We start from the raw sequence: 20,093 nt of genomic DNA on the forward strand, positions 1-20,093 counted from the left end.
CCTGACAGACAATTCGAAATAATTTCTTTAATTTGTGCTTGTGTAAGATCCATACTGTTTTACTGTTTTATTTTATTTTTTCAAAGATAACAGTCTTGGGTCTTACACACTTTTTTGGGACAGTATCAAATAATTTCATCGAGGTAATCTTTCTTATTGTTTTCACTTTCCATAGTCAAGTCATATTCTTATTTGAGTTGATTATTTGTCCGGACTTCTTCTTTGTCTCTCTTAGTGAGAATATAGGGTAGGGCCAATAACCCAACTCGTTTACTTAAAATAGAAATAACAAGGGCTGCAGCGAATTTTACACTACAGCCCTTATATAATAACGATATCTGTCTATCAACTTAGATTATTTGATGATACCTCTACCTCTAAGCATATCGTCCGGGTTGGGTTTATCCAATCCTGTGAAATCTTTGAAGCATTTGTTGAGATCTTCAGAATAACCCTTAGAGATAATCATGTCTCTAAATCTTTGTCCATTCTCTGATGTCATGCCACCATGTTGTACAAACCAGTTGTAGATGTTCCAATCCAAAACATTTGTCCACAAATAAGCATAATATCCTGCAGAATATCCATTAGTGAAGATATGTCTGAAATATGGTGATCTATAGCGTGGAGGGATCTGTGTGTTGTACATCTTCATCTTTTCGAGAGCTTGTTTCTCAAATTCGTCGATGTTATCAACTTTTTGACCCTTCTCAAGCATATGCCAAGCCATATCAAGTGTTACGGCTGCAAGGTTTTCTCCAAGAGAATAAGCTGCATTAAACTTAGAAGCTGCCTGTACCTTTTCTACCAACTCTTGTGGCATAGGCTCACCTGTCTTATAATGTTTTGCATAATGCTTAAACACAGATGGTTCGCTTGCCCAGTGTTCGTTGAACTGTGAAGGCATTTCAACAAAGTCTCTTGGTGTAGCTGTACCCGATAGAGACAAATACTTTTGATTTGCAAACATTCCGTGCAGAGCGTGTCCAAACTCGTGGAACATGGTTTCTACATTGTCCCATGAGATAAGAGCCGGCTTGCCATCTGCCGGTTTTGCATAGTTGCATACATTATATATAACTGGCTTTGTTCCAAGGTAATGGCTTTGGTCTACCCAGTTGCTCATCCAAGCACCACCGCTCTTGTTTGGTCTTGTATAATAGTCTGTGTAGAACAGTGCAAGCTGCTTGCCATCCTTGTCTATCACATCATAAACATGAACATCATCATTGTAAACAGGAAGGTCTTTTCTTTCCTTGAAGGTCAGTCCGTACATTTTATTTGCTGCATAGAACAAACCATTGGTAAGAACGCTGTCCAAAACAAAGTATGGTTTGACCATATTTTCATCGAGGTCAAACTTTTCTTTTTTGAGCTTCTCTGCATAGTAAGGCCAATCCCAAGCTTCCAACTTAAAGTCCGGTCCTTCTGTTTTCTTAGCAAAGTCTTCAATCTCTTTTGCGTCTTCCTTAGCTTTAGGCAAGTAACCTGCAATGATATTGTTTAGGAAGTCATAAACAGCGTTTGGAGTCTTTGCCATTTGATCTTCAAGTTGCCAAGATGCAAAGTTTTTGTATCCCAATACAGCTGCCTTTTCAGCTCTGAGTTCTGCAATCTTTGTGATGAGCTTAGAGGTATCATATTTGTCTCCTTTTGAGCATCTGTTGACAGAGGCTTCAAAGAATCTGTGTCTGATATCTCTGTTGTCGAGATTGGCAAGCTCAGGTTGTTGTGTCGTATTGGTCGGAACGAGCATATACATTCCTTTATGGCCATTCTTTTCTGCCAATTGCTTAGCTGCATTTATCTCATCTTCGGACAAACCTTTTAGTGAGTCGGCAGAGCCTACAAGAATGTATGCCTGGTTGGTTGCTTCAAGTAGAAGTTGGCTAAATTGAGTCTCAAGTTTGGTTAGCTCAGCATTGATCTTTTTTAGCTCTTCTTTTTTCTCGGGGCTGAGGTTTGCTCCTGCTCTTACAAATGCATCATAGTAATATTCGAGGAGTCTTTTGTCTTCTCCTTGCAACTCATTGAGCTGTGTGTCATAAACCTTTTTGACTCTTTGGAAAAGTTTGTCATTGAGGTAAATATTGTCTGACTGTGCTGTGAGTTTTGGACTGTATTCGGCTTCTATTTCTTGAAGCTTATCTGTACCATCGGCACTAACAAGACCGAAGAAGATGTTAGCGACTCTTCTTAGGGTTGTACCGGAAAATTCCAAAGGAACAATGGTATTTTCGAAAGTTGGTTCGCTCTTTTCGTTGCAGATCGAATCAATTTTCTCTAATTGCTCCTTCATCGCATAGTCAAATGCCGGTGCAAAGTCGTTGTCTGTGATTTTGCTAAAGTCTGGAGCCCCCATAAAGAGGCCGGAATCGTGCAATAACGGATTGTCATCAGCACGTTTCCCATGTTGTGTACATGCTGTAATCATAGTTAAAAGGCCTAATGCCAAAATTGTTTTTTTCATCGGCTTGTTGATTATTGATTTATACTAAATTGCTTTGTTTTTAGAAACTGTTATGAACTTATTTTCTAATGTCATCAAAGGACAACTCTCAAACTATTTGAGGTTCCAAACAGCTCCATTACTGATCCTTATAATTGATATTTGTCGATCGTTTGTTTTTATATCTCAGCCATCTTGCTGACGAAGATAATCATTTTGTGGGAGCATTTCTTTGTTGCTTGAGATACTTTTGTCTCCTTTTCATCCTGCGGTAATCCCTTTCTTCGTTGTGAGCATTGATATATTGAGGATCATTGATGATAGATGTCATATAGAAGGAGTACAAAGCCATTGTCAAAGGAAGCGCCACAATTAGACCAAAGAATCCCAGAAGTGTACCCCATATTGTGATGCAAAGCAGGATAAGAGAAGGTCTCATACCCATTTGTTTGCCCATAATATTAGGTACCAATATGGTGTCTTGAATGACTTGTACAATAGCCAAAACACCGATTGCAAGCGAAACCGATACGATAAAGCTACCCCCGTCTTGGATACTTTGAAGTCCCGCTAAAAATATAAGTGGAGGGATACCGAGTACTTGCATATAGGGGACAAAATTGAGGGCTCCGATAAATAGACCTATGGTGATACTCAATGGTAATCCGATAATCTTAAATCCTATGGCAAGTAATATGCCGACGCTAAGTGCCACAAGTGCTTGCCCTCGAAAATAGTTATTCATATAGTAGTCCAAATCTGCCATCATCATTGTAGCTTTTCTTCTCATTCCCATAGGAAAAAGTTTGATCATTCCCTGTACAAGTTTCTCGTAGTCAATCAGTATAAATATAAAGTAAACAATACCCATTGCGAATATGGTCGCACTCGAAACGACCGATATTGTACCACTAATGAGATCTCCCATTTTTGTTAGGAGCTCTTTGCTGTTGGTCATAATGGTATCGGCTGATATTCCTTTAATAAAGTCATCAAGGCTGGCATTGCGTGTCAGTACATTTCGAATCGGCTCGGGGAGGTGCTGAAGAAAGGTGTTGTCTTTGGTATATTCTTGTATGAGAGACCATGTTTTGCTGACCTCTTCTTGTATTTGAGGAATCAGCGTGAGTGCTAAAATTGTGGCAATTCCCAGGATTACAAAAAACACAATGACAACGGATAATACTCTAAAATGAATGTGTAATTTGTATTGTACAAACCTTACGAAGGGTAGTACGATGTATGCAAATATCCATGCCAAAGCAAAAGGGATCAGCACCGATCTCAATCCGAAAATGATACCAAAAATAGCTACGACAATTATTGTTACGAATATTGATCGGAATGTACGGTCGAATGTAAATTCGCGGTTAAAAAATCCTTTCATAAATTATGATGAAATAAATAGAACTAAAATTTAGAGGTAAGGGGATATTTCAATCCTTTTGCTCCTTTGAAAGTAACCACTCCTGCTCCCAGTTTGAGCTTTGATTTTAGACATATTGGGATTAAGTTTTCGTCATCGCTTATCCAGGCTTCCATGGATTCTTTCTGCTTCTCGAATTTGTTGTTTTTTATATCTACAACAAACTTCAATGTGTGGTATTTGTTCTTTTTGTTGACTTTAAAATCAACTTTTCCCTTGTACACGATGGTTGCCGTTGTAATATCGGCATTGTCAATGACCGTAATAGTTAGTTTGTCTCCAACCCTTAAGTTTTTAGCATCCAGAGATCTTAAGAAAATAACCGATCCGAAAAGGTCTACCACAGGGTATTTGCTGTCAAGAGTAATGGTGGTATCACGCATGGTGTTGCCTCTTCGTTCTTTGTAGAAACGATACTTGACAGGTTTACCATGATTGTATGTCATGGTCATATAGCGGGTACTGGGCTTTTTCCTTTCATTGAGTTTTTTAATACTCTTGATAAATTTCAGATCCGGAGTAAAGAAAGATTCTACCTCATCCCTTAAATAATATATCTTATCAAAAAATGAAGAGGTGCGAAGAGCAATTTTATAGGCATACAAATCTTTTCCATCCACATGGACCTCTCTCATGCTCATGGTGGCACTACCTGCATCCGGCTTTAGCAATCCCCATTGAAATTCTGCTGTGTAGGTCAATACTTCTCCCTGATTCATCAAGGCCTTTTTGGGCTTGGGTGTCTGAGCATCGATTGATAATATGCTGAGAAGCATGGTTGCCAATATGATTAGTCTACTTGTTATATTTTTCTTGTCCATAATGTTCTTTTATTTATCCAAAAATGCCATTAAACTATCTAAGGGCCTCATTGCACGGTTTGACATATAAGAGATGTCTTGTGACCTATTTGGTTTATGACATCGCCGCAAATTGTATGTTGTTTGAACCTATATACGGTTGAAAACTAACTAATAAGCCTCTTGTCAATTATATCTTAAGCGTAAAGTTATTGAGACTTTGCTAATTTCACAAGTTTATTGCTTTTACTTGAATTTTGATGATATGACTATCGAATTTCTGCTTTAATATCATTTGTCGATCTGCCGATATTTCAGCAATTTATAGAGTAATTATGAGCTTATTAGAAGTTAATTACAGTTAAATCATAATTATTCAGGTAAAATCTATTGAATTATATAGGCACATTTTTATGTCTAAATGAGCCCGTTTTTGACGTAAAATAGGGCTGTTTATCATCCAAAAATGAGCTGAATTGAGATTTAGGCTCATAATCATATGTTAAAATATATATATGGTGTTTTTTATTTGTCTTTCGCCCGCTTAAAAATCGACTTTAGGCCGCCTTTTTTGGAAGGTCGCGCGACTTGCAATCCATTCTCGCGCTACCTTGAACCTATACTCGCGCGAGGTTGCACTTGAAGTAGCGCGACTTCGCATGTCAAGGTCGCGCGAGATCAGATCCAAAGTCGCGCGAGAACGGATTGCTTCTCGCGCGACCTTATTTGTTAAAATAGCGTATAAAAAAAGCCCGTTTCGTACTATAAAAACGGGCAAAGTCGGCAAAAGGTCAATTGACCCTAACCCTCGAATTTGAGAATTTGAAGTTGAATCAGTGTTGTTTGAGTAGCTTTTAGAGTATTAGGGCTGGTAACAGTATTTAACAAATAATCCCCTCTCATGACGAGCTTCACAGCCCAATGACAGGGCGACCTCTTCAGGTTGTATTTGATGTCCACGAAGTAATCGATTTGTTGCAAGTCAAGAAGACATATCTTGCCCTCTTGAAGAAGTGATGCTCCAAGCGAAATAATTATAATAATTAAGGCAAATAATATGCTTATCTTCATGGTTGTTAATTTAGATACTCTGCTAAGATACTAAATATCAGATATATTTCAAATACTTTTCTTTGCTGGCGATACCTTGGATTTTGTATCCTTGGCTGTTACTGTTTATTGAATTTCTGATACATCCGGAGATGACAACTTGATTGAGGAGTATTTGCTTCTTACGATAGTGCGCAATGCTCATCTAATTGTTTTATATTCAAATATATGTAGTGCTGTATTTTGGATTAAAACTCAAATTAGTTGGTTGGTGTGTTATCTATGACTACATTTGCAAAATATAAGGAAGAGGTGCACTTTTGAGTAGTCGGATGATTCGTGAGAATGATCTTGGCCCGAGTAGTAACTCGCTGACATATAAAGTAATTGTAAGTATAATAGAATTAGAAATTGATGAAGAAGTTATTCTTATCTTTAGCTCTGCTGGCTTTTGTAGCGTTGCCGAACGCAGTTGCGCAGAAAGGCTATGCGAAAGTAACGGTTGCATTTTACAACTTAGAGAATTTATTTGACACTGAAGACGGACCTAACAATGATGCTGAGTATCTTCCGGATGGCGCAAATCACTGGACTTTGGAGAAGTATCACAACAAACTTCATAATATGGCTAAAGTCATATCTCAGATTGGTGGAGATGGCCCGGCCGTTATTGGTGTAAGTGAAGTTGAAAACAGAAAAGTTTTGGAAGATTTGGTCAAAGAACCGGCTCTTCAAAGATTAGGATACAGCATTGTACATTATGAATCTCCCGATTTTAGGGGTATTGATTGTGCTCTCCTTTATCGTCCTGAAATTTTTAAGCTCACTGCCAGCTCAGCACATCCGGTAAATATACCCGGTGAACCCTATATTAAGACTCGTGATGTGGTTGTAGCTTTCGGATATATAGATAATGAGCCTTTCTCATTCCTTGTCGGACACTGGCCTTCAAGAGCGGGTGGAGAAGCTGTTTCTCTCAATCGCCGAATGGCAGCGGCCGAAACCATGAGAGCTCAGGCAGACTCTATTTTGAGGTTAGAGCCAAAATCCAAGATAATAATGATGGGGGACTTCAACGATGATCCCACTTCTCCCTCTGTTGTAAAAGGACTTCGTCTCAAAAAGGGACCCAAGGGACTTGGAGCAAATGAATTTTATACTCCGATGAGAAAGCTTTACAGAGATGGTATTGGTACCCTTGCTTACAGAGATGTTTGGAACCTCTTCGATATCATGTGTGTCAATGGTAATTTGATTGGAAAAGATCACAATTCTTTTAAAGTTTATAAAGATCCTAAGACGGGATATTATGCTTATGTCTTTAATAAGCCGTTTTTGAGACAGCAGTCCGGAAGATACAAGGGATATCCTCATCGAACAATGGTGGGTGGTGAATATCAGAATGGATATAGTGATCACTTCCCGGTATATATGTATCTTGTAAAAGAATTGAAGTGACGAGTGGTGCTTCTTGGGATAATCATGAAGTAAACCAAAAGGATGTCCTAAGTTGAAAAATTGGATAGTAACTAAGATTATTCACAGGAGAATCATTACATTTGTCCATAGTTAATACATTAAGATCAATATAAATAATCATAATTTAGATGGCAACAACAGCTGATTTTAGAAACGGTATGTGCCTCGATATCGATGGCCAATATTATTTTATTGTCGAATTTCTTCATGTAAAACCAGGCAAGGGACCTGCTTTCGTTCGTACCAAATTGAGAAATGTTACGACCGGTCGTATCCTTGACAAAACTTGGAGTAGTGGTGTAAAAGTGGAAGAGGTTCGTATCGAACGCAGACCATATCAGTTCCTATATAAGGATGACATGGGTTATAATTTCATGCATCCGGAAACATTCGAGCAAGTTACTATTCCCGGAGAGGGAATCGATGGTGTGCAATTCCTCAAAGAAGGGGATATGGTAGAGGCTAATGTGCATGCAGGTAGTGAGACTATCTTGACTTGTGAGCTTCCCGCACACGTTACATTGAGAGTGACCTATACAGAACCGGGTGTAAAAGGTGATACAGCTACCAACGCACTTAAACCTGCAACTGTTGAAACCGGAGCAGAAGTAAGAGTTCCTCTTTTTATCGGAGAAGGCGAATTGATCGAGATTGATACTCGTGATGGCTCTTACATTGGCCGTGTCAAAGAATAATTAATCGACATTATTCGTAAATATAAACCATTAATACATTCTAAAAATGAATTTCCCAGAAGAATTGAAGTACACCAAAGATCACGAATGGGTACGCATTGAAGGTGATGAAGCTACAGTTGGAATCACTGATTACGCTCAGAGTGAGTTGGGTGAGATTGTCTTTGTAGATGTTACAGCACTTGACGAAGAATTGGAAGCAGAAGAGGTTTTTGGCAGCATTGATGCCGTTAAGACTACATCTGATCTTATGATGCCTATCTCAGGTGAAGTAGTTGAAGCAAATGAAGATCTTGAAGAACATCCGGAACTTGTAAACAGCGATCCTTATGGTAAAGGATGGATTGCAAAAGTGAAGGTTTCAAATGTTGGTGAACTTCTTTCCGCAGCCGAGTATAAAGCTTTCATCGGAAAGTAATCCGAAGTAACAAGTAATACAAAGGTTAGGTAACCTCAAATGGGGTTGCCTGACCTTTTTTTGAAGTTTATTGTTTGCCAAGAATGACATTGGTGTTTTCAAGGCGGACGATTGGCTTTTTATCAAAAAAAGTTTCTCAAAAACATTAACAAGAAAATGGCAAATCCACTAGTTAGTATAATTATGGGCAGTACCTCCGACTTGCCTATAATGGAAAAAGCAGCAAAGAGACTTGATGCAATGGAGATCCCTTTTGAGATGTTGGCTCTTTCTGCACATCGAACACCGGAAGAGGTTTCTGACTATGCTAAGAATGCAAAATCAAGAGGTATTAAGGTTATTATTGCCGGAGCAGGTATGGCAGCTCATTTGTGTGGTTTTATTGCAGCACAAACATCTATTCCTGTGATTGGAGTACCTATCAACGCATCACTTGATGGGATAGATGCGTTACTTGCAATCGTGCAGATGCCTCCCGGTATTCCTGTAGCTACTGTTGGTATCAATGCTGCTGAAAATGCAGCTATATTGGCTGTCCAGATGATGGCTACCAATGATGCATCTCTTTATGAAAAGCTCACCGCTCACAAAGAGGGCCTTAAGCAGAAGATTGTAAAGGCCAATGCAGATCTAAAAGAGATCACCTATAAGTTTAAAACTAATTAATAACCCCATTTAGGATCAGTCTTCTTTTAGATATTGCTCCTAAAGGGTAAAGTATTTATTGTGACAGATTTATTCAATTACAAGCGTCGCCACTCATTGGAAGTTAAAATAGGAAACTTGTCAATGGGTGGCGATCATGCTATTCGCATTCAGTCTATGTGCAATACCTCTACGATGGATACCATTTCATCAGTAGAGCAGTGTATTGGACTTTTTGATGCCGGAGCAGATCTGGTTCGTCTCACTGCGCAAGGAGTTAGAGAGGCTGACAATCTTGGAAATATCCGATCTGCCTTGATCAAAGCCGGTTATCCACAACCCCTTGTTGCTGATATTCATTTTAATCCTAAAGCGGCTCATGCTGCACTCAAGACTGTAGAGAAGGTACGTATCAATCCCGGTAATTTTGCGGATAATAAGAGCTCCGTTATTTATAATGACGAGCAATTTGCAAAGGGTGCAGAGAGGGTTCAAACGCGTTTTGGTGAATTTTTGGATGATGCAGCCTCTCTTGATAGAGCTATTCGTATTGGCGTTAACCATGGCTCTTTGTCAGAGCGTATGTTGCAGCGCTATGGAGATACAGCCGAAGGGATGACAGCGAGTTGTATGGAATACCTTCGGATATGTAAAGCACATGGTTTTCGCAACGTTGTTGTTTCGATGAAATCTTCCAATGTTCTTGTTATGTGTGAGGCTGTAAGGCAGGTTTCAGAAGCTATGGACAAAGAAAATCTTCCTTTTCCGCTTCATCTGGGTGTGACGGAGGCAGGCGATGCAGAAGATGGCCGAATCAAATCTGCTTTAGGTATAGGTTCTCTTTTGGCAGATGGATACGGAGATACTATCCGCGTCTCATTATCGGAGGACCCTGTGGCTGAAATACCGGTAGCTGAAAAGATTCGCTCCTTTATTGAGAGGCTGGCCCATGCTCCACACATCTCTAATGATGATAAACTCATATATAACAGGGAATATGAACAGAGGAAAGATTCGGTAGAGATAGGTGAAATAGGTGGTGATAAGCAACTTGTGGTGGTTGGTGATCTTCGTTTCCATGGGTCGTACACCTATTCCAATGATTTTCATCCTGACTTTATTATCCGTAAAGAAGATAATCTTAACCATGTCTTTGAGGGATTTGATGAAGTAATTGAGTTGGAAACTTTTCAACTTGACCATGCTGCCTTGTCTAAGTTAAAGTCTAAAGAAAAGGCTTTGATTATCCTCTCTTCTCATCATCCCAATGCTATTGGTGATTGGAGAAAGGCTTTTGCCAAGTTGGAAACTGCAGGGGTTCGCTTGCCGGTTATCATTAATCGTGACTACATGACGGAAGATTTGGAGCAACTTTATGTCGAGGCTACGATCGAGATGGGTAGTATTCTTATGGAGGGTAGAGCTAATGGTTTGATGATAACAGCTCCTAAGGTTTGTCCCAATAAAGCGACTCAGCTTGCTTTCAGCATCTTGCAAGCTGCCAGACTGCGATTTACAAAGACCGAGTACATTAGTTGTCCCGGATGTGGTCGGACACTTTATGATTTGCCTTCAACCATCAAAAGAATAAAAGAGGCAACTTCTCATCTACCGGGTCTTAAAATCGGTATTATGGGCTGTATTGTGAATGGCCCCGGAGAGATGGCCGATGCAGACTATGGATATGTAGGCGCTGCGAAAGGAAAGGTGGACTTATATAAAGGCAAACAATGTGTTGAGCGAGGAATACCTCAAGAAGAGGCTGTAAAGAGATTGTTGCACCTAATAGAAAATGACAAGAAATGACCATCAAGATTATAAATACATCCAACAACCCTTTGCCACAGTATGCTACTGAATCTTCTGCCGGAATGGACTTAAGAGCGTACACAAGTGAAGAGATTGTTATTGAGCCAATGCAACGAAAGCTAATCCACACCGGTATACACATTGAACTTCCGGTTGGTTATGAAGCTCAGATTAGACCAAGGTCGGGGTTGGTTCTTAAGAACGGTATTACCATATTAAACAGCCCCGGTACCATCGATGCTGATTATAGAGGTGAGATAGGAATTGTGTTAGCTAATCTTTCTGACGAGCCTTTCCATATAAACAATGGAGATCGGATAGCACAAATGGTGGTGGCTAAATATGAAAAAGTTGATTGGGAAACTGCATCAACTTTATCAGAGACCAAAAGGGCCGACGGCGGCTTCGGTCATTCAGGAAAATAAAAATAGAAGCTGTTTTGAATCGATTCAAAACAGCTTCTAAAATATTTACTCAAAACAGTCTCTTAGAAGACTGAGAAATGTACATAGCGTTTGGGGTGCTCCTTGATATCCCTCATCAACTGATCTGCACTGTTGGCCAAACTATCTATTCGATGGTAGAGTCTGTCATCGTTTAGCATCAATCCGGCTGTATTATCCTTCTTCTTTAGTTGTTCGGTTACTTTTCGAAGTTCGGATGTCATTTCTTGTAGATTTTGCAATGTCGGATTGATCTTTTCGAAATCTATCTGATTGATCTTTTCTCCAACACCCTTAAACTGCTCAACAGTAGCGTTGGTATTCATCAAAATAGGGTCGATCTTATCGGCTGATTTGTTTATCTTGGCCATGGCACTGCTAAGTTGTTTGGCCGAATTGTTGAGTGAAATCAGAATATCTGTGATCTCTTGCCTATTAATCAACTTGTTGATGCTTACAACAAGGGAGTCCACTTTAGGTAAAATTTCGGCTACAGCAGGGATGATCTTTGCCGTTTTGGAAAAGATGTCACCACCGGATGCCGTCTCAAGTGTGTCACCCGGAGCATAGTAGGAGGCTTGACTTGTTTCTGGAAGGTTGAGTATGATCTCTGCTCCACTCAAAGCAGTTTGAGAGATAGATACTTTTGTTCCTTTCGTGAGTTTGACCTGTGGATCTAAATCGCAAACCAGATAAGCTCCATGACCTTTTTTGTAATCAAAGTTTATCTTTGTCACAATCCCTACTTTGTATCCGTCAATTAAGACAGGTGAGGCCTCGTTGACATTGTTGACATTCTCAAAATAGGCGTAATACGTATTCTTCTTTTTAAATAAGTTCAGGCCTTTCAGATAGTTGATACCTGCATATAAGATGGCTAACGCTAAGATAGCCAGTAGACCAATCTTTGTCTCTTTTGTAATCTTCATACCAAACCTTGTTAGTAGGTTAATATATTGACTGGATACGCTTACCGTTTTGGTACTTGACAATAAACGCATCTTTAAATTTCTTCTGTACCTTCTTTTGAAGCTGTCGTGCTTCTTTTAATGTCGTGACACTTCCATGCATATACGCATAGCGTGATCCGACCTTTTCGCATCTAACTTCATAACCTTTTAGCTCCGGGTCCTTGCAACTAATCTTTCGTTTGGGCGAAATAAGTTGAATACTGAACGTGATTCCTTTGTTAATATTGACCGTATTTGTAGAAGTTGTATTCGATTGATTCTTATTTTCAGTGTTTGGAGTATCTTGGCTTGAAGAGGGTTTGGCGCTGGACTTGACTCTGCGGAAATTCTTGCGAAGGGGAGCTGTCAACTCGTAGTCTTCCTGGCTCGTATCAGCTTCAATAACTGCATTCTCTACTGTATTTTCTTTGGGTAGAGCTACAACAGCTTTCTTGGAGGGATTGATTGTGCTGTAGTATTCTGAAAACCCGTTTGCAATGGCTGAGGCAAGGGTAAGTCTTCCATAATCGGTCCCCATAAAACTTGCCTCCGAAAGATTGGTTATAAATCCAACTTCAGTCAGTATGCTGGGCATGGCTGTTTTTCTTAAGACAAGCAGGTTGCCGGGTCTGACACCTCTTTCGGCTCTTCTTCCTGCCCTTCTGTATGCTCTTTGCACAGCAGTGGCAAGATCCACACTTTGATCCAGGTGTTTGTTTTTGATCATCGAAAACATAATATAACTTTCGGTAGATGTAGGGTCGAAGCCTTCGTAGGTAGTTTTGTAGTTGTCCTCTTGTACAATAACCTGATTTTCTCGCATTACCACTTCCAGGTTGGTCTTATTGACGCGTGCATGCTTGGCTGCATCATCACTCCCCAGCACATAAGTTTCTGTACCTTCCACTCCGGGAGCCCTGACCGCACTATTGACATGGACACTGATGAAGAGGTCTGCATTGTTGCGATTTGCGAAGTTGGCCCGTTCATCCAAGGGCACAAATACATCGGTTGATCTGGTGTATAATATTTTAACTTCCGGATATCGTTTCTTGATCAAGTTTCCGACCTTGAGAGCAACATCCAAAGCAATGTCTTTTTCTCTTTGCCCATTATGAGAAGTCCCAATATCTTTGCCCCCGTGTCCTGCATCTATCACTAATACAAATGGCTTTTTGTGGTATCCTTGAGCATAGGATGCCGATGATAGTATGATGCTACTACACATCAATACCAAAAGAAGAGACAAAAAGTGACTAAAACTTTTCAATATATTTTTGCACATGATTACTATATAACAATCTGAGGCCCACCTGTGTAATTGACATATCATGCTTAATATGCCTCTCATCCCAAGATGTATTGGGTATACTCCATGATGGTACATCGTTTAGGAGCATACATAGACCTCATTATACACATGCAAAAGTAACTATTCTAACAGTCTTTTCTATAAAAATCTCTATAAATAAGAAACATTCTTTGGAATTTTGACCTTCTCTAATGCTGTTTTGAACCTTTGATAGTTATGTTTGAAGGTGCTTTGACATTTTCTTTGCTGTGATTGACACATTTGGGATTCAACGCTTCAATAAATTCCTATTTCATCCGTTTATAAGATGATAATATCTTTGATTGCCAATAGTTTATATAAATCATCCATGGCTCATGTTTTGTCAAATGATTGTTCATTTAAGCCGTTTTGATTAGCTTTGGGACTTAGAATGTTTCATTTTGTATGGGTAAAATAATCTCATTAGCGAATCAAAAAGGTGGGGTCGGTAAGACAACAACAGCTATTAACCTGGCTGCCTCACTGGCTTCTTTGGAGAAGAAGGTCTTGTTGATCGATGCTGATCCACAGGCTAATTCATCTTCAGGGCTTGGGCTTAATGTTGCCGAACTTCAGTCTACTATATATGAGTGTCTGAGTGGTAAGTATCTTGTTTCTGAAGCGATTCACCGAGGCCCGATTGATGGATTGTGGATATTGCCTTCACATATTGATCTTGTTGGAGCAGAATTTGAACTTCAGAATGTTGAGAATAGAGAATCGGTATTGAAGAATATCCTTACGGAGGTTGTGGATAGCTACGATTACATTTTGATTGATTGCTCACCCTCTCTTGGTTTGATTACGGTCAATGCTCTTGTAGCTTCTCATTCTGTTATTATACCTGTGCAATGTGAGTATTTTGCCTTAGAAGGGATTAGCAAACTTCTCAATACAATCAGGATAATCAAATCACATCTCAATCCATCTCTTGATATTGAGGGTTTCCTTCTTACAATGTATGACAGTAGAACCAGGTTAAATAATCAAATCTATGAAGAGGTTAAGAGACACTTTGGTAAGCTTGTGTTCGAAACAGTCATTCAAAGAAATATCAGGCTGGGAGAGGCTCCCAGTCATGGACTGCCGGCTTTGCTCTACGACGCAGAGAGTAGGGGAGCAATAAATTATATGCAGTTGGCAGTTGAACTAATCAATAAGCATCAAAAATAATGGGTAAACCGCATAAATTTGCTTTAGGTCGCGGGTTGGAATCTCTTCTCCCGCAAGAACCGGTTGGCTCATCATCTATAAGTGAAATAGAGATAAGTCAGATTCATCCTAATCCGGATCAACCGAGACGCATATTTGAAGATGAAAGTCTTGATGAACTTGCCGATTCAATCGAAGCTATAGGTTTAGTGCAACCTATTACTTTGAGAGAGGATGGGGATGGTTATATGATAATCTCAGGAGAAAGACGATGGCGTGCAGCAAAGAAGGCAGGCCTTCAAAAACTCCCTGCATATATCCGTACTGCCGAAGATGATGAGGTGATGGAGATGGCTCTTGTAGAAAATATTCAACGAGAAGATCTCAATGCTATCGAGGTCGCTTTGGCTTATCAAAAACTTCTTGAGATAAATCGGATGACACAAGAAGAGTTGGGTAAGAGAATAGGTAAAAAAAGGGCCACAATAAGCAATTATATCAGATTACTTAAATTGCCTGCAGAAGTACAGTTGGCACTGACAAGCAAAAAGATTGACATGGGACATGCCAGAGCTTTGCTCAGAGTCAGTGATCCTGAAATGCAGTTGGCTCTTTATGAGCAGACTGTAAGGGAAAACCTTAGTGTGAGGCAGGTGGAAGAATTGGCGGCGGCCATTGAAAATGGTCAGGCTCCAAAGCCTAAGAAGAAGGCTGAGAAGTCTGCTGATCAACAATTATTCAAAGAATTAACAAATCATTTATCACAAGTATTTAAGACAAAAGTAAAACTTCAAGCAAATGACAAAGGCAAAGGTAAGTTGACAATTCCTTTTGCCAATGAGGAAGAACTTGAGCGCATCATGATGTTGCTTGAGAATGTGAAGTAAATTTGCAATTAAGTACCGGTTTGAGATGTTTTGTATGGAAAAACTAACAGCTTCTATGTGTCAGTTGTGTATACTGATGCTTATGTCCGTGCTTTCTATTTCGTTTTTGTCTGCCGAAAGTACTGATCAGATCAAGGCAGTAAGTGAAGGTGTATCGCCATCTTCACTCCCTCTCTATGAAGGAAGTATTGATAGTACGCAGATTGACAGTTTGGTACGGAAAGAAACAGAAAATATCTCAAAAGAAAAGCATTTGGTTTCTCCCAAGGCTCTACAAATCAATCAGCCTTGGCATCCTAATTCGAACCTTTCTATGCTTTTTTCTGCTCTTTTGCCCGGAGGTGGTCAAATTTACAACCGAAAGTATTGGAAAGTCCCCATTGTTTGGGGGGCTTTTACGGCGTGTATATATGCGATTACTTGGAATCAGGATGTTTATAGTGGTTATAAGCATGCCTACATTGATTTGACAAGTGACGATCCTATGAAGAATACATCATGGCAAGATTATATGGCGCCCGGAGCTAAGCCGGAAGATGAGGTCAATAGCAGTGCCCTTAAGGACAGACTCAAAAGAGGTGTTGATTTTTATCGTAGGCAAAGGGACTTAAGTTTGATTGTGACAGCAGGTGTTTATCTGCTAAATATATTGGATGCTTATGTGGATGCAGAGTTATACCAATTTGATATAAGTCCCAACTTGAGTATGCGTGTTGCCCCTGATATTGCTCCATCTCGATCAGGTGGATTGCAGTACGGAATAGGTTGCACACTTAATTTCTAAACAACTTATTTTCATTATTGTGATAACTTCAAAAAATGAATGTATCCATAAATCCCGTCTTGTTGTAATATTTATCTTTGGATTGTGGCTTGTATCTATGCCTCTTCATAGTCAGGTTACTGATACGACAAAGAGGGTTGTGGCTCAGGATAGGTTTGCCCAAAATCGTCATAACAAATCGGGTAATGCTGCTAATTTGCCTGTTGAGTCTCCTATTACTCTTCCTCAAACATTGGACACCGATTTGGATAGGCTGATAAAAGTTTGGCACAAGGGTTATACAACAAAGGGAAAGGTTAGATCTCACAATCGTGGTTTGCCGTGTTTGGATAAGCATGATGAGGTGCCAATAGCGGATAGTGTTTATATTGATAGACTGAGCAAGTTACCGACTGTCATACCGATCACGTTCAATCCGATAGTGAAGGATTGTATCGAACTTTACGTCAAACGAAGACGCCCCTTGTTGCGTTCGATGTTGACGTTGGGAGATTTGTATTATCCTTCGATAGATGAGGAATTTATAAAAAATGGTCTCCCCAATGAGTTGAAGTACCTTACAATTGTAGAAAGTGGTCTCAATCCATTGGCTGTTTCTCCTGCGGGTGCAGCCGGTATTTGGCAATTTATGCCTGCTACGGGAAAGATTTATGGATTAACTATTAATAGTCTTGTTGATGATAGACTTAATCCAAGAAAAAGTACAGTGGCAGCTTGTAAGTATCTCAAAGACATGTTCGCTGTCTATAAAGATTGGTTGCTTGTGATCGCTGCTTATAACTGTGGCCCGGGCAATGTCAACCGAGCTATAAGAAGGGCCGGGGGAGAGGTCGATTTTTGGAAGATTTATCCTTACCTCCCTTCGGAGACAAGACGATATGTGCCTTTGTTTATTGGTGCTTATTATGCTATGCACTATCATCGGGAGCATAACATATGTCCTCGAGAGATGGGAGTCCCCTTGGCAACGGATACAATTGTTGTCAATAAAGCAGTTGAATTGCAAAGGATAGCCGATTTGTCGGGAGTTTCAGAGAGCGATCTTAAGCTTCTCAATCCTCAGTACAAAAGGGGGATCGTTCCCGGCAATATCAATCCATATCCGGTGCTCGTTCCCATGACGGCAGTAGCTTCGCTTGAGAAGCAGCGTGATTCTTTGTACAGTCCCAGTCTGGATATGAAATTAACCGGACCAAATGTGGCTTCAAGCTCAACCAATGGTGGAGGTTCTAAATATTATACTGTTATTAAGGGTGATACGCCAATCAAGATTGCCCGTAAAAACGGAATTACATTAAGACAACTTAGAAGATTGAACGGCAAAAGTCTAAATAAACTTCGTCCGGGACGAAAAGTTAGGATTAGATGATTGTCAAATCTTCTATAAATATGGTCTGTGTTTAGTTGTGGAGGTTCCCATTGATTAGAAAAGTAGTATTAAAATCATATCATAATGAACAAAACAATTGTAAGTGCAATGGCGGCAGCAATGATAGCATCAGCAACGCCTTTTGCTACAGAAGCTCAGGATCACATGACTCCTGAAACTCTGCTAACGATGGCTCGCGTCGGTACCTATTCTCTTTCACCCGACGGTACTAAGGCTGTGTATGGGGTCTCTTTCCCCAGTATCAAAGAAAACAAGGCTCAGACGGATCTTTTCGTTGTGTCTATGGATGGTAAAGAAAGAACCCGTCTTACGGATACACCATACAATGAAGGCGACCCTCATTGGATTGATGGAGGCAAAAGAATTGCCTTTATGAGTTCGAAGACTGGTTCCATGCAGTTGTGGTCTATGGCAGCTGATGGTACAGATTTGAAGCAATTGACAGATGTGGATGGTGGTATCGAGGGTTATCTTTTTTCTCCAGATGAGACTCAGATCTTGTATATCCATAGTTTCAAATCCAACAAAACAGCCGGCGATATTTATTCTGATCTACCGAAGGCTACCGGCCGAATTATTACAAATCTAATGTATAAGCATTGGGATGAATGGGTAACCACAACTCCTCATACTTACATTGCAACTTTAGGAAATACTCCGGTTAAGGAGGGTAAGGATATTCTTGAAGGCGAACCTTACGAATGTCCTATGAGACCTTTTAGTGGTGTTGAGGATCTGTCTTGGAGTCCTGATGGTAAACAAATTGCATATGCTTGTCGCAAAAAGGTAGGCAAGGAATATGCTTTGTCAACCAATTCGGATATCTATATCTATGACATTACTTCCGGAAAGACGCGCAATATATCAGAGGGAATGATGGGATACGATACCCATCCAAAATTTTCTAATGATGGTAAGCAAATTGCGTGGATCTCTATGGAGCATGATGGATATGAATCTGATCTGAAGAGGCTTTTTGTGATGGATCTTAAGACCGGCAAGAAGGAGTGGGTCAATCCAACTCTTGACCTAAATGTAGATGCCTTCCAATGGAGTGCAGACAACAAGAGAATCTATTTTGTAGCTTGTAAGCAGGCAGAAACTCAACTCTGGTATATTACATTGAAGAATAAGAAGATTACTCAAATGACAGATGGTCAATGGGATTATACCGGATTTGAAATTCAAAATGGTAAAATGCTTGCCGGAAGACAATCTGTAGAGGTTCCGACAGACCTCTATAATGTTAATATCAAGAATGGTAAGGCTACACAAATTACATTTGAAAACAAGGCTGTTCTTGACAAACTGGCTCCAATCTCTTGCCAAAAAAGATGGATTGAAACAACTAATGGTGAGAAAATGCTTGTATGGGTTATCTTACCACCTCATTTTGATCCAAACAAGCAATATCCTTCCATCCTCTATTGTCAGGGTGGACCTCAAGACCCGGTAAGTCAGTTCTGGAGTTTCCGCTGGAATTTCCGTATCATGGCAGAGCAAGGATATGTAGTCATTGCTCCGAATAGACATGGTGTGCCGAGCTTTGGTCAGAAGTGGAATGCTCAGATTTCAGGCGACTATGGTGGTCAGAATATGAAGGATTATATGAAGGCCGCTGATGAGCTCAAGAAGGAGCCTTGGATTGCAAAAGATAAAATGGGTTGTGTAGGTGCCAGCTATGGTGGATTTTCTGTTTATTGGCTTGCCGGACACCACGAAGATCGTTTTGCTTGCTTTATTGCTCATGCCGGAATCTTTAATATGGAAGCTCAATACCTTGAAACTGAAGAGATGTGGTTTGCCAACTGGGATATGGGTGGCGCATATTGGGACAAAAACAATGAAGTGGCTCAGCGTACATTTGCAACATCTCCACATAAGTTTGTTCAAAATTGGGATAAACCTATCTTGATCATTCATGGTGAGTTGGACTTCCGTATCCTTGCTTCTCAGGGAATGATGGCTTTTGATGCAGCTCAATTGAGAGGAATACCATCTGAAATGTTGATTTTCCCGGACGAAAACCACTGGATCCTCCAGCCACAGAATGCAGTCCTTTGGCAAAGAACATTCTTTGGATGGCTTGACCGTTGGTTGAAGAAATAATGTACTAAACATATTCTGCTCAGCTGTTTATTACTATCTAAAAAGTACATAAACAAGAGCCTAAACCGCCAATCGCTCTCGGGGTGATTGGCGGTTTATTTTTGTCTTCATTGTTAATGAATGTAACTTTATCCTTGAGATATTATTGGATACTGTCCCGAAAAAGTGTGTAAGACCCAAGACTGTTATCTTTGAAAAAATAAAATAAAACAGTAAAACAGTATGGATCTCACACAAGTACAAATTAAAGAAATTATTTCGAATTGTCTGTCAG

Annotated in this window: 17 protein-coding genes; 11 read left to right on the forward strand and 6 right to left on the reverse strand. The window is 40.0% G+C overall.

Features of this window, described 5'->3' with window-relative positions; all coding sequences use genetic code 11:
- Positions 1 to 355: 355 nt before the first annotated feature.
- The 4 genes from ACFO3G_RS07440 to ACFO3G_RS07455 form a co-directional block, all read right to left on the reverse strand.
- The gene (locus ACFO3G_RS07440; protein ID WP_380079490.1) at positions 356 to 2,470 is read right to left on the reverse strand and encodes a M3 family metallopeptidase; all 2,115 of its coding nucleotides are present in this window, start codon (positions 2,468 to 2,470) and stop codon (positions 356 to 358) included.
- 190 nt (positions 2,471 to 2,660) lie between these two features.
- The gene (locus ACFO3G_RS07445; protein ID WP_380079492.1) at positions 2,661 to 3,836 is read right to left on the reverse strand and encodes an AI-2E family transporter; all 1,176 of its coding nucleotides are present in this window, start codon (positions 3,834 to 3,836) and stop codon (positions 2,661 to 2,663) included.
- Between the two features lie 23 nt (positions 3,837 to 3,859).
- Positions 3,860 to 4,696 (reverse strand): DUF3108 domain-containing protein, encoded by an 837-nt coding sequence (locus ACFO3G_RS07450; protein WP_380079494.1) that lies wholly within the window; start codon positions 4,694 to 4,696, stop codon positions 3,860 to 3,862.
- 780 nt (positions 4,697 to 5,476) lie between these two features.
- Positions 5,477 to 5,746 carry a hypothetical protein gene (locus tag ACFO3G_RS07455; protein WP_380079496.1) on the reverse strand — a complete coding sequence of 90 codons (270 nt, stop codon included), beginning with the start codon at positions 5,744 to 5,746 and terminating at the stop codon, positions 5,477 to 5,479.
- A gap of 393 nt (positions 5,747 to 6,139) precedes the next feature.
- Between ACFO3G_RS07455 and ACFO3G_RS07460 the strand changes: the two genes are divergently transcribed.
- The 6 genes from ACFO3G_RS07460 (at position 6,140) to dut (ending at position 11,196) form a co-directional block, all read left to right on the forward strand.
- On the forward strand, positions 6,140 to 7,183 hold the full coding sequence (locus ACFO3G_RS07460; protein ID WP_380079498.1) for an endonuclease/exonuclease/phosphatase family protein: 1,044 nt from the start codon (positions 6,140 to 6,142) through the stop codon (positions 7,181 to 7,183).
- A 149-nt stretch (positions 7,184 to 7,332) separates the two neighbouring features.
- Positions 7,333 to 7,899, forward strand: coding sequence for an elongation factor P (gene efp, locus ACFO3G_RS07465; RefSeq protein WP_380079500.1), 567 nt, complete (start codon positions 7,333 to 7,335; stop codon positions 7,897 to 7,899).
- A gap of 46 nt (positions 7,900 to 7,945) precedes the next feature.
- Positions 7,946 to 8,317: a glycine cleavage system protein GcvH gene (gene gcvH, locus ACFO3G_RS07470; protein ID WP_380079502.1), complete on the forward strand. Its 372-nt coding sequence runs from the start codon at positions 7,946 to 7,948 to the stop codon at positions 8,315 to 8,317.
- A 156-nt stretch (positions 8,318 to 8,473) separates the two neighbouring features.
- A complete protein-coding gene (gene purE / locus ACFO3G_RS07475) occupies positions 8,474 to 8,983 on the forward strand; it encodes a 5-(carboxyamino)imidazole ribonucleotide mutase (RefSeq protein ID WP_380079504.1) in 510 nt (169 codons plus the stop codon).
- A 60-nt stretch (positions 8,984 to 9,043) separates the two neighbouring features.
- Positions 9,044 to 10,768, forward strand: a complete 1,725-nt coding sequence (gene ispG, locus ACFO3G_RS07480; RefSeq protein ID WP_380079506.1) for a (E)-4-hydroxy-3-methylbut-2-enyl-diphosphate synthase — start codon at positions 9,044 to 9,046, stop codon at positions 10,766 to 10,768.
- Positions 10,765 to 11,196, forward strand: coding sequence for a dUTP diphosphatase (gene dut / locus ACFO3G_RS07485; protein WP_380079508.1), 432 nt, complete (start codon positions 10,765 to 10,767; stop codon positions 11,194 to 11,196). The genes ispG and dut overlap by 4 nt, the downstream gene beginning before the upstream one ends.
- A gap of 62 nt (positions 11,197 to 11,258) precedes the next feature.
- Here dut and ACFO3G_RS07490 read toward each other — a convergent pair whose 3' ends face one another.
- Both ACFO3G_RS07490 and ACFO3G_RS07495 read right to left on the reverse strand, forming a co-directional pair.
- Positions 11,259 to 12,143, reverse strand: coding sequence for an MlaD family protein (locus tag ACFO3G_RS07490; RefSeq protein WP_380079510.1), 885 nt, complete (start codon positions 12,141 to 12,143; stop codon positions 11,259 to 11,261).
- A gap of 19 nt (positions 12,144 to 12,162) precedes the next feature.
- Positions 12,163 to 13,434: an N-acetylmuramoyl-L-alanine amidase family protein gene (locus ACFO3G_RS07495; protein WP_380079512.1), complete on the reverse strand. Its 1,272-nt coding sequence runs from the start codon at positions 13,432 to 13,434 to the stop codon at positions 12,163 to 12,165.
- A 468-nt stretch (positions 13,435 to 13,902) separates the two neighbouring features.
- On the opposite strand from ACFO3G_RS07495, the gene ACFO3G_RS07500 reads away from it, so the two are divergent.
- The 5 genes from ACFO3G_RS07500 (at position 13,903) to dpp5 (ending at position 19,819) form a co-directional block, all read left to right on the forward strand.
- On the forward strand, positions 13,903 to 14,670 hold the full coding sequence (locus ACFO3G_RS07500) for a ParA family protein (RefSeq protein WP_380079514.1): 768 nt from the start codon (positions 13,903 to 13,905) through the stop codon (positions 14,668 to 14,670).
- Complete coding sequence (locus ACFO3G_RS07505; protein ID WP_380079516.1) at positions 14,670 to 15,536, forward strand: ParB/RepB/Spo0J family partition protein; 867 nt, start codon at positions 14,670 to 14,672, stop codon at positions 15,534 to 15,536. Before ACFO3G_RS07500 ends, ACFO3G_RS07505 begins: the two co-directional genes overlap by 1 nt.
- Positions 15,537 to 15,570: 34 nt before the next feature.
- Positions 15,571 to 16,320, forward strand: coding sequence for a DUF5683 domain-containing protein (locus ACFO3G_RS07510; RefSeq protein ID WP_380079518.1), 750 nt, complete (start codon positions 15,571 to 15,573; stop codon positions 16,318 to 16,320).
- Positions 16,321 to 16,417: 97 nt separating this feature from the next.
- Positions 16,418 to 17,689, forward strand: a complete 1,272-nt coding sequence (locus tag ACFO3G_RS07515) for a lytic transglycosylase domain-containing protein (protein WP_380079520.1) — start codon at positions 16,418 to 16,420, stop codon at positions 17,687 to 17,689.
- Between the two features lie 84 nt (positions 17,690 to 17,773).
- Entirely contained in the window at positions 17,774 to 19,819 is a 2,046-nt protein-coding gene (dpp5, locus tag ACFO3G_RS07520; RefSeq protein ID WP_380079522.1) for a dipeptidyl-peptidase Dpp5, read from the forward strand.
- Positions 19,820 to 20,093 lie beyond the last annotated feature (274 nt).

The organism is Falsiporphyromonas endometrii (assembly GCF_042654485.1).
GTDB lineage: Bacteria > Bacteroidota > Bacteroidia > Bacteroidales > Porphyromonadaceae > Porphyromonas > Porphyromonas endometrii.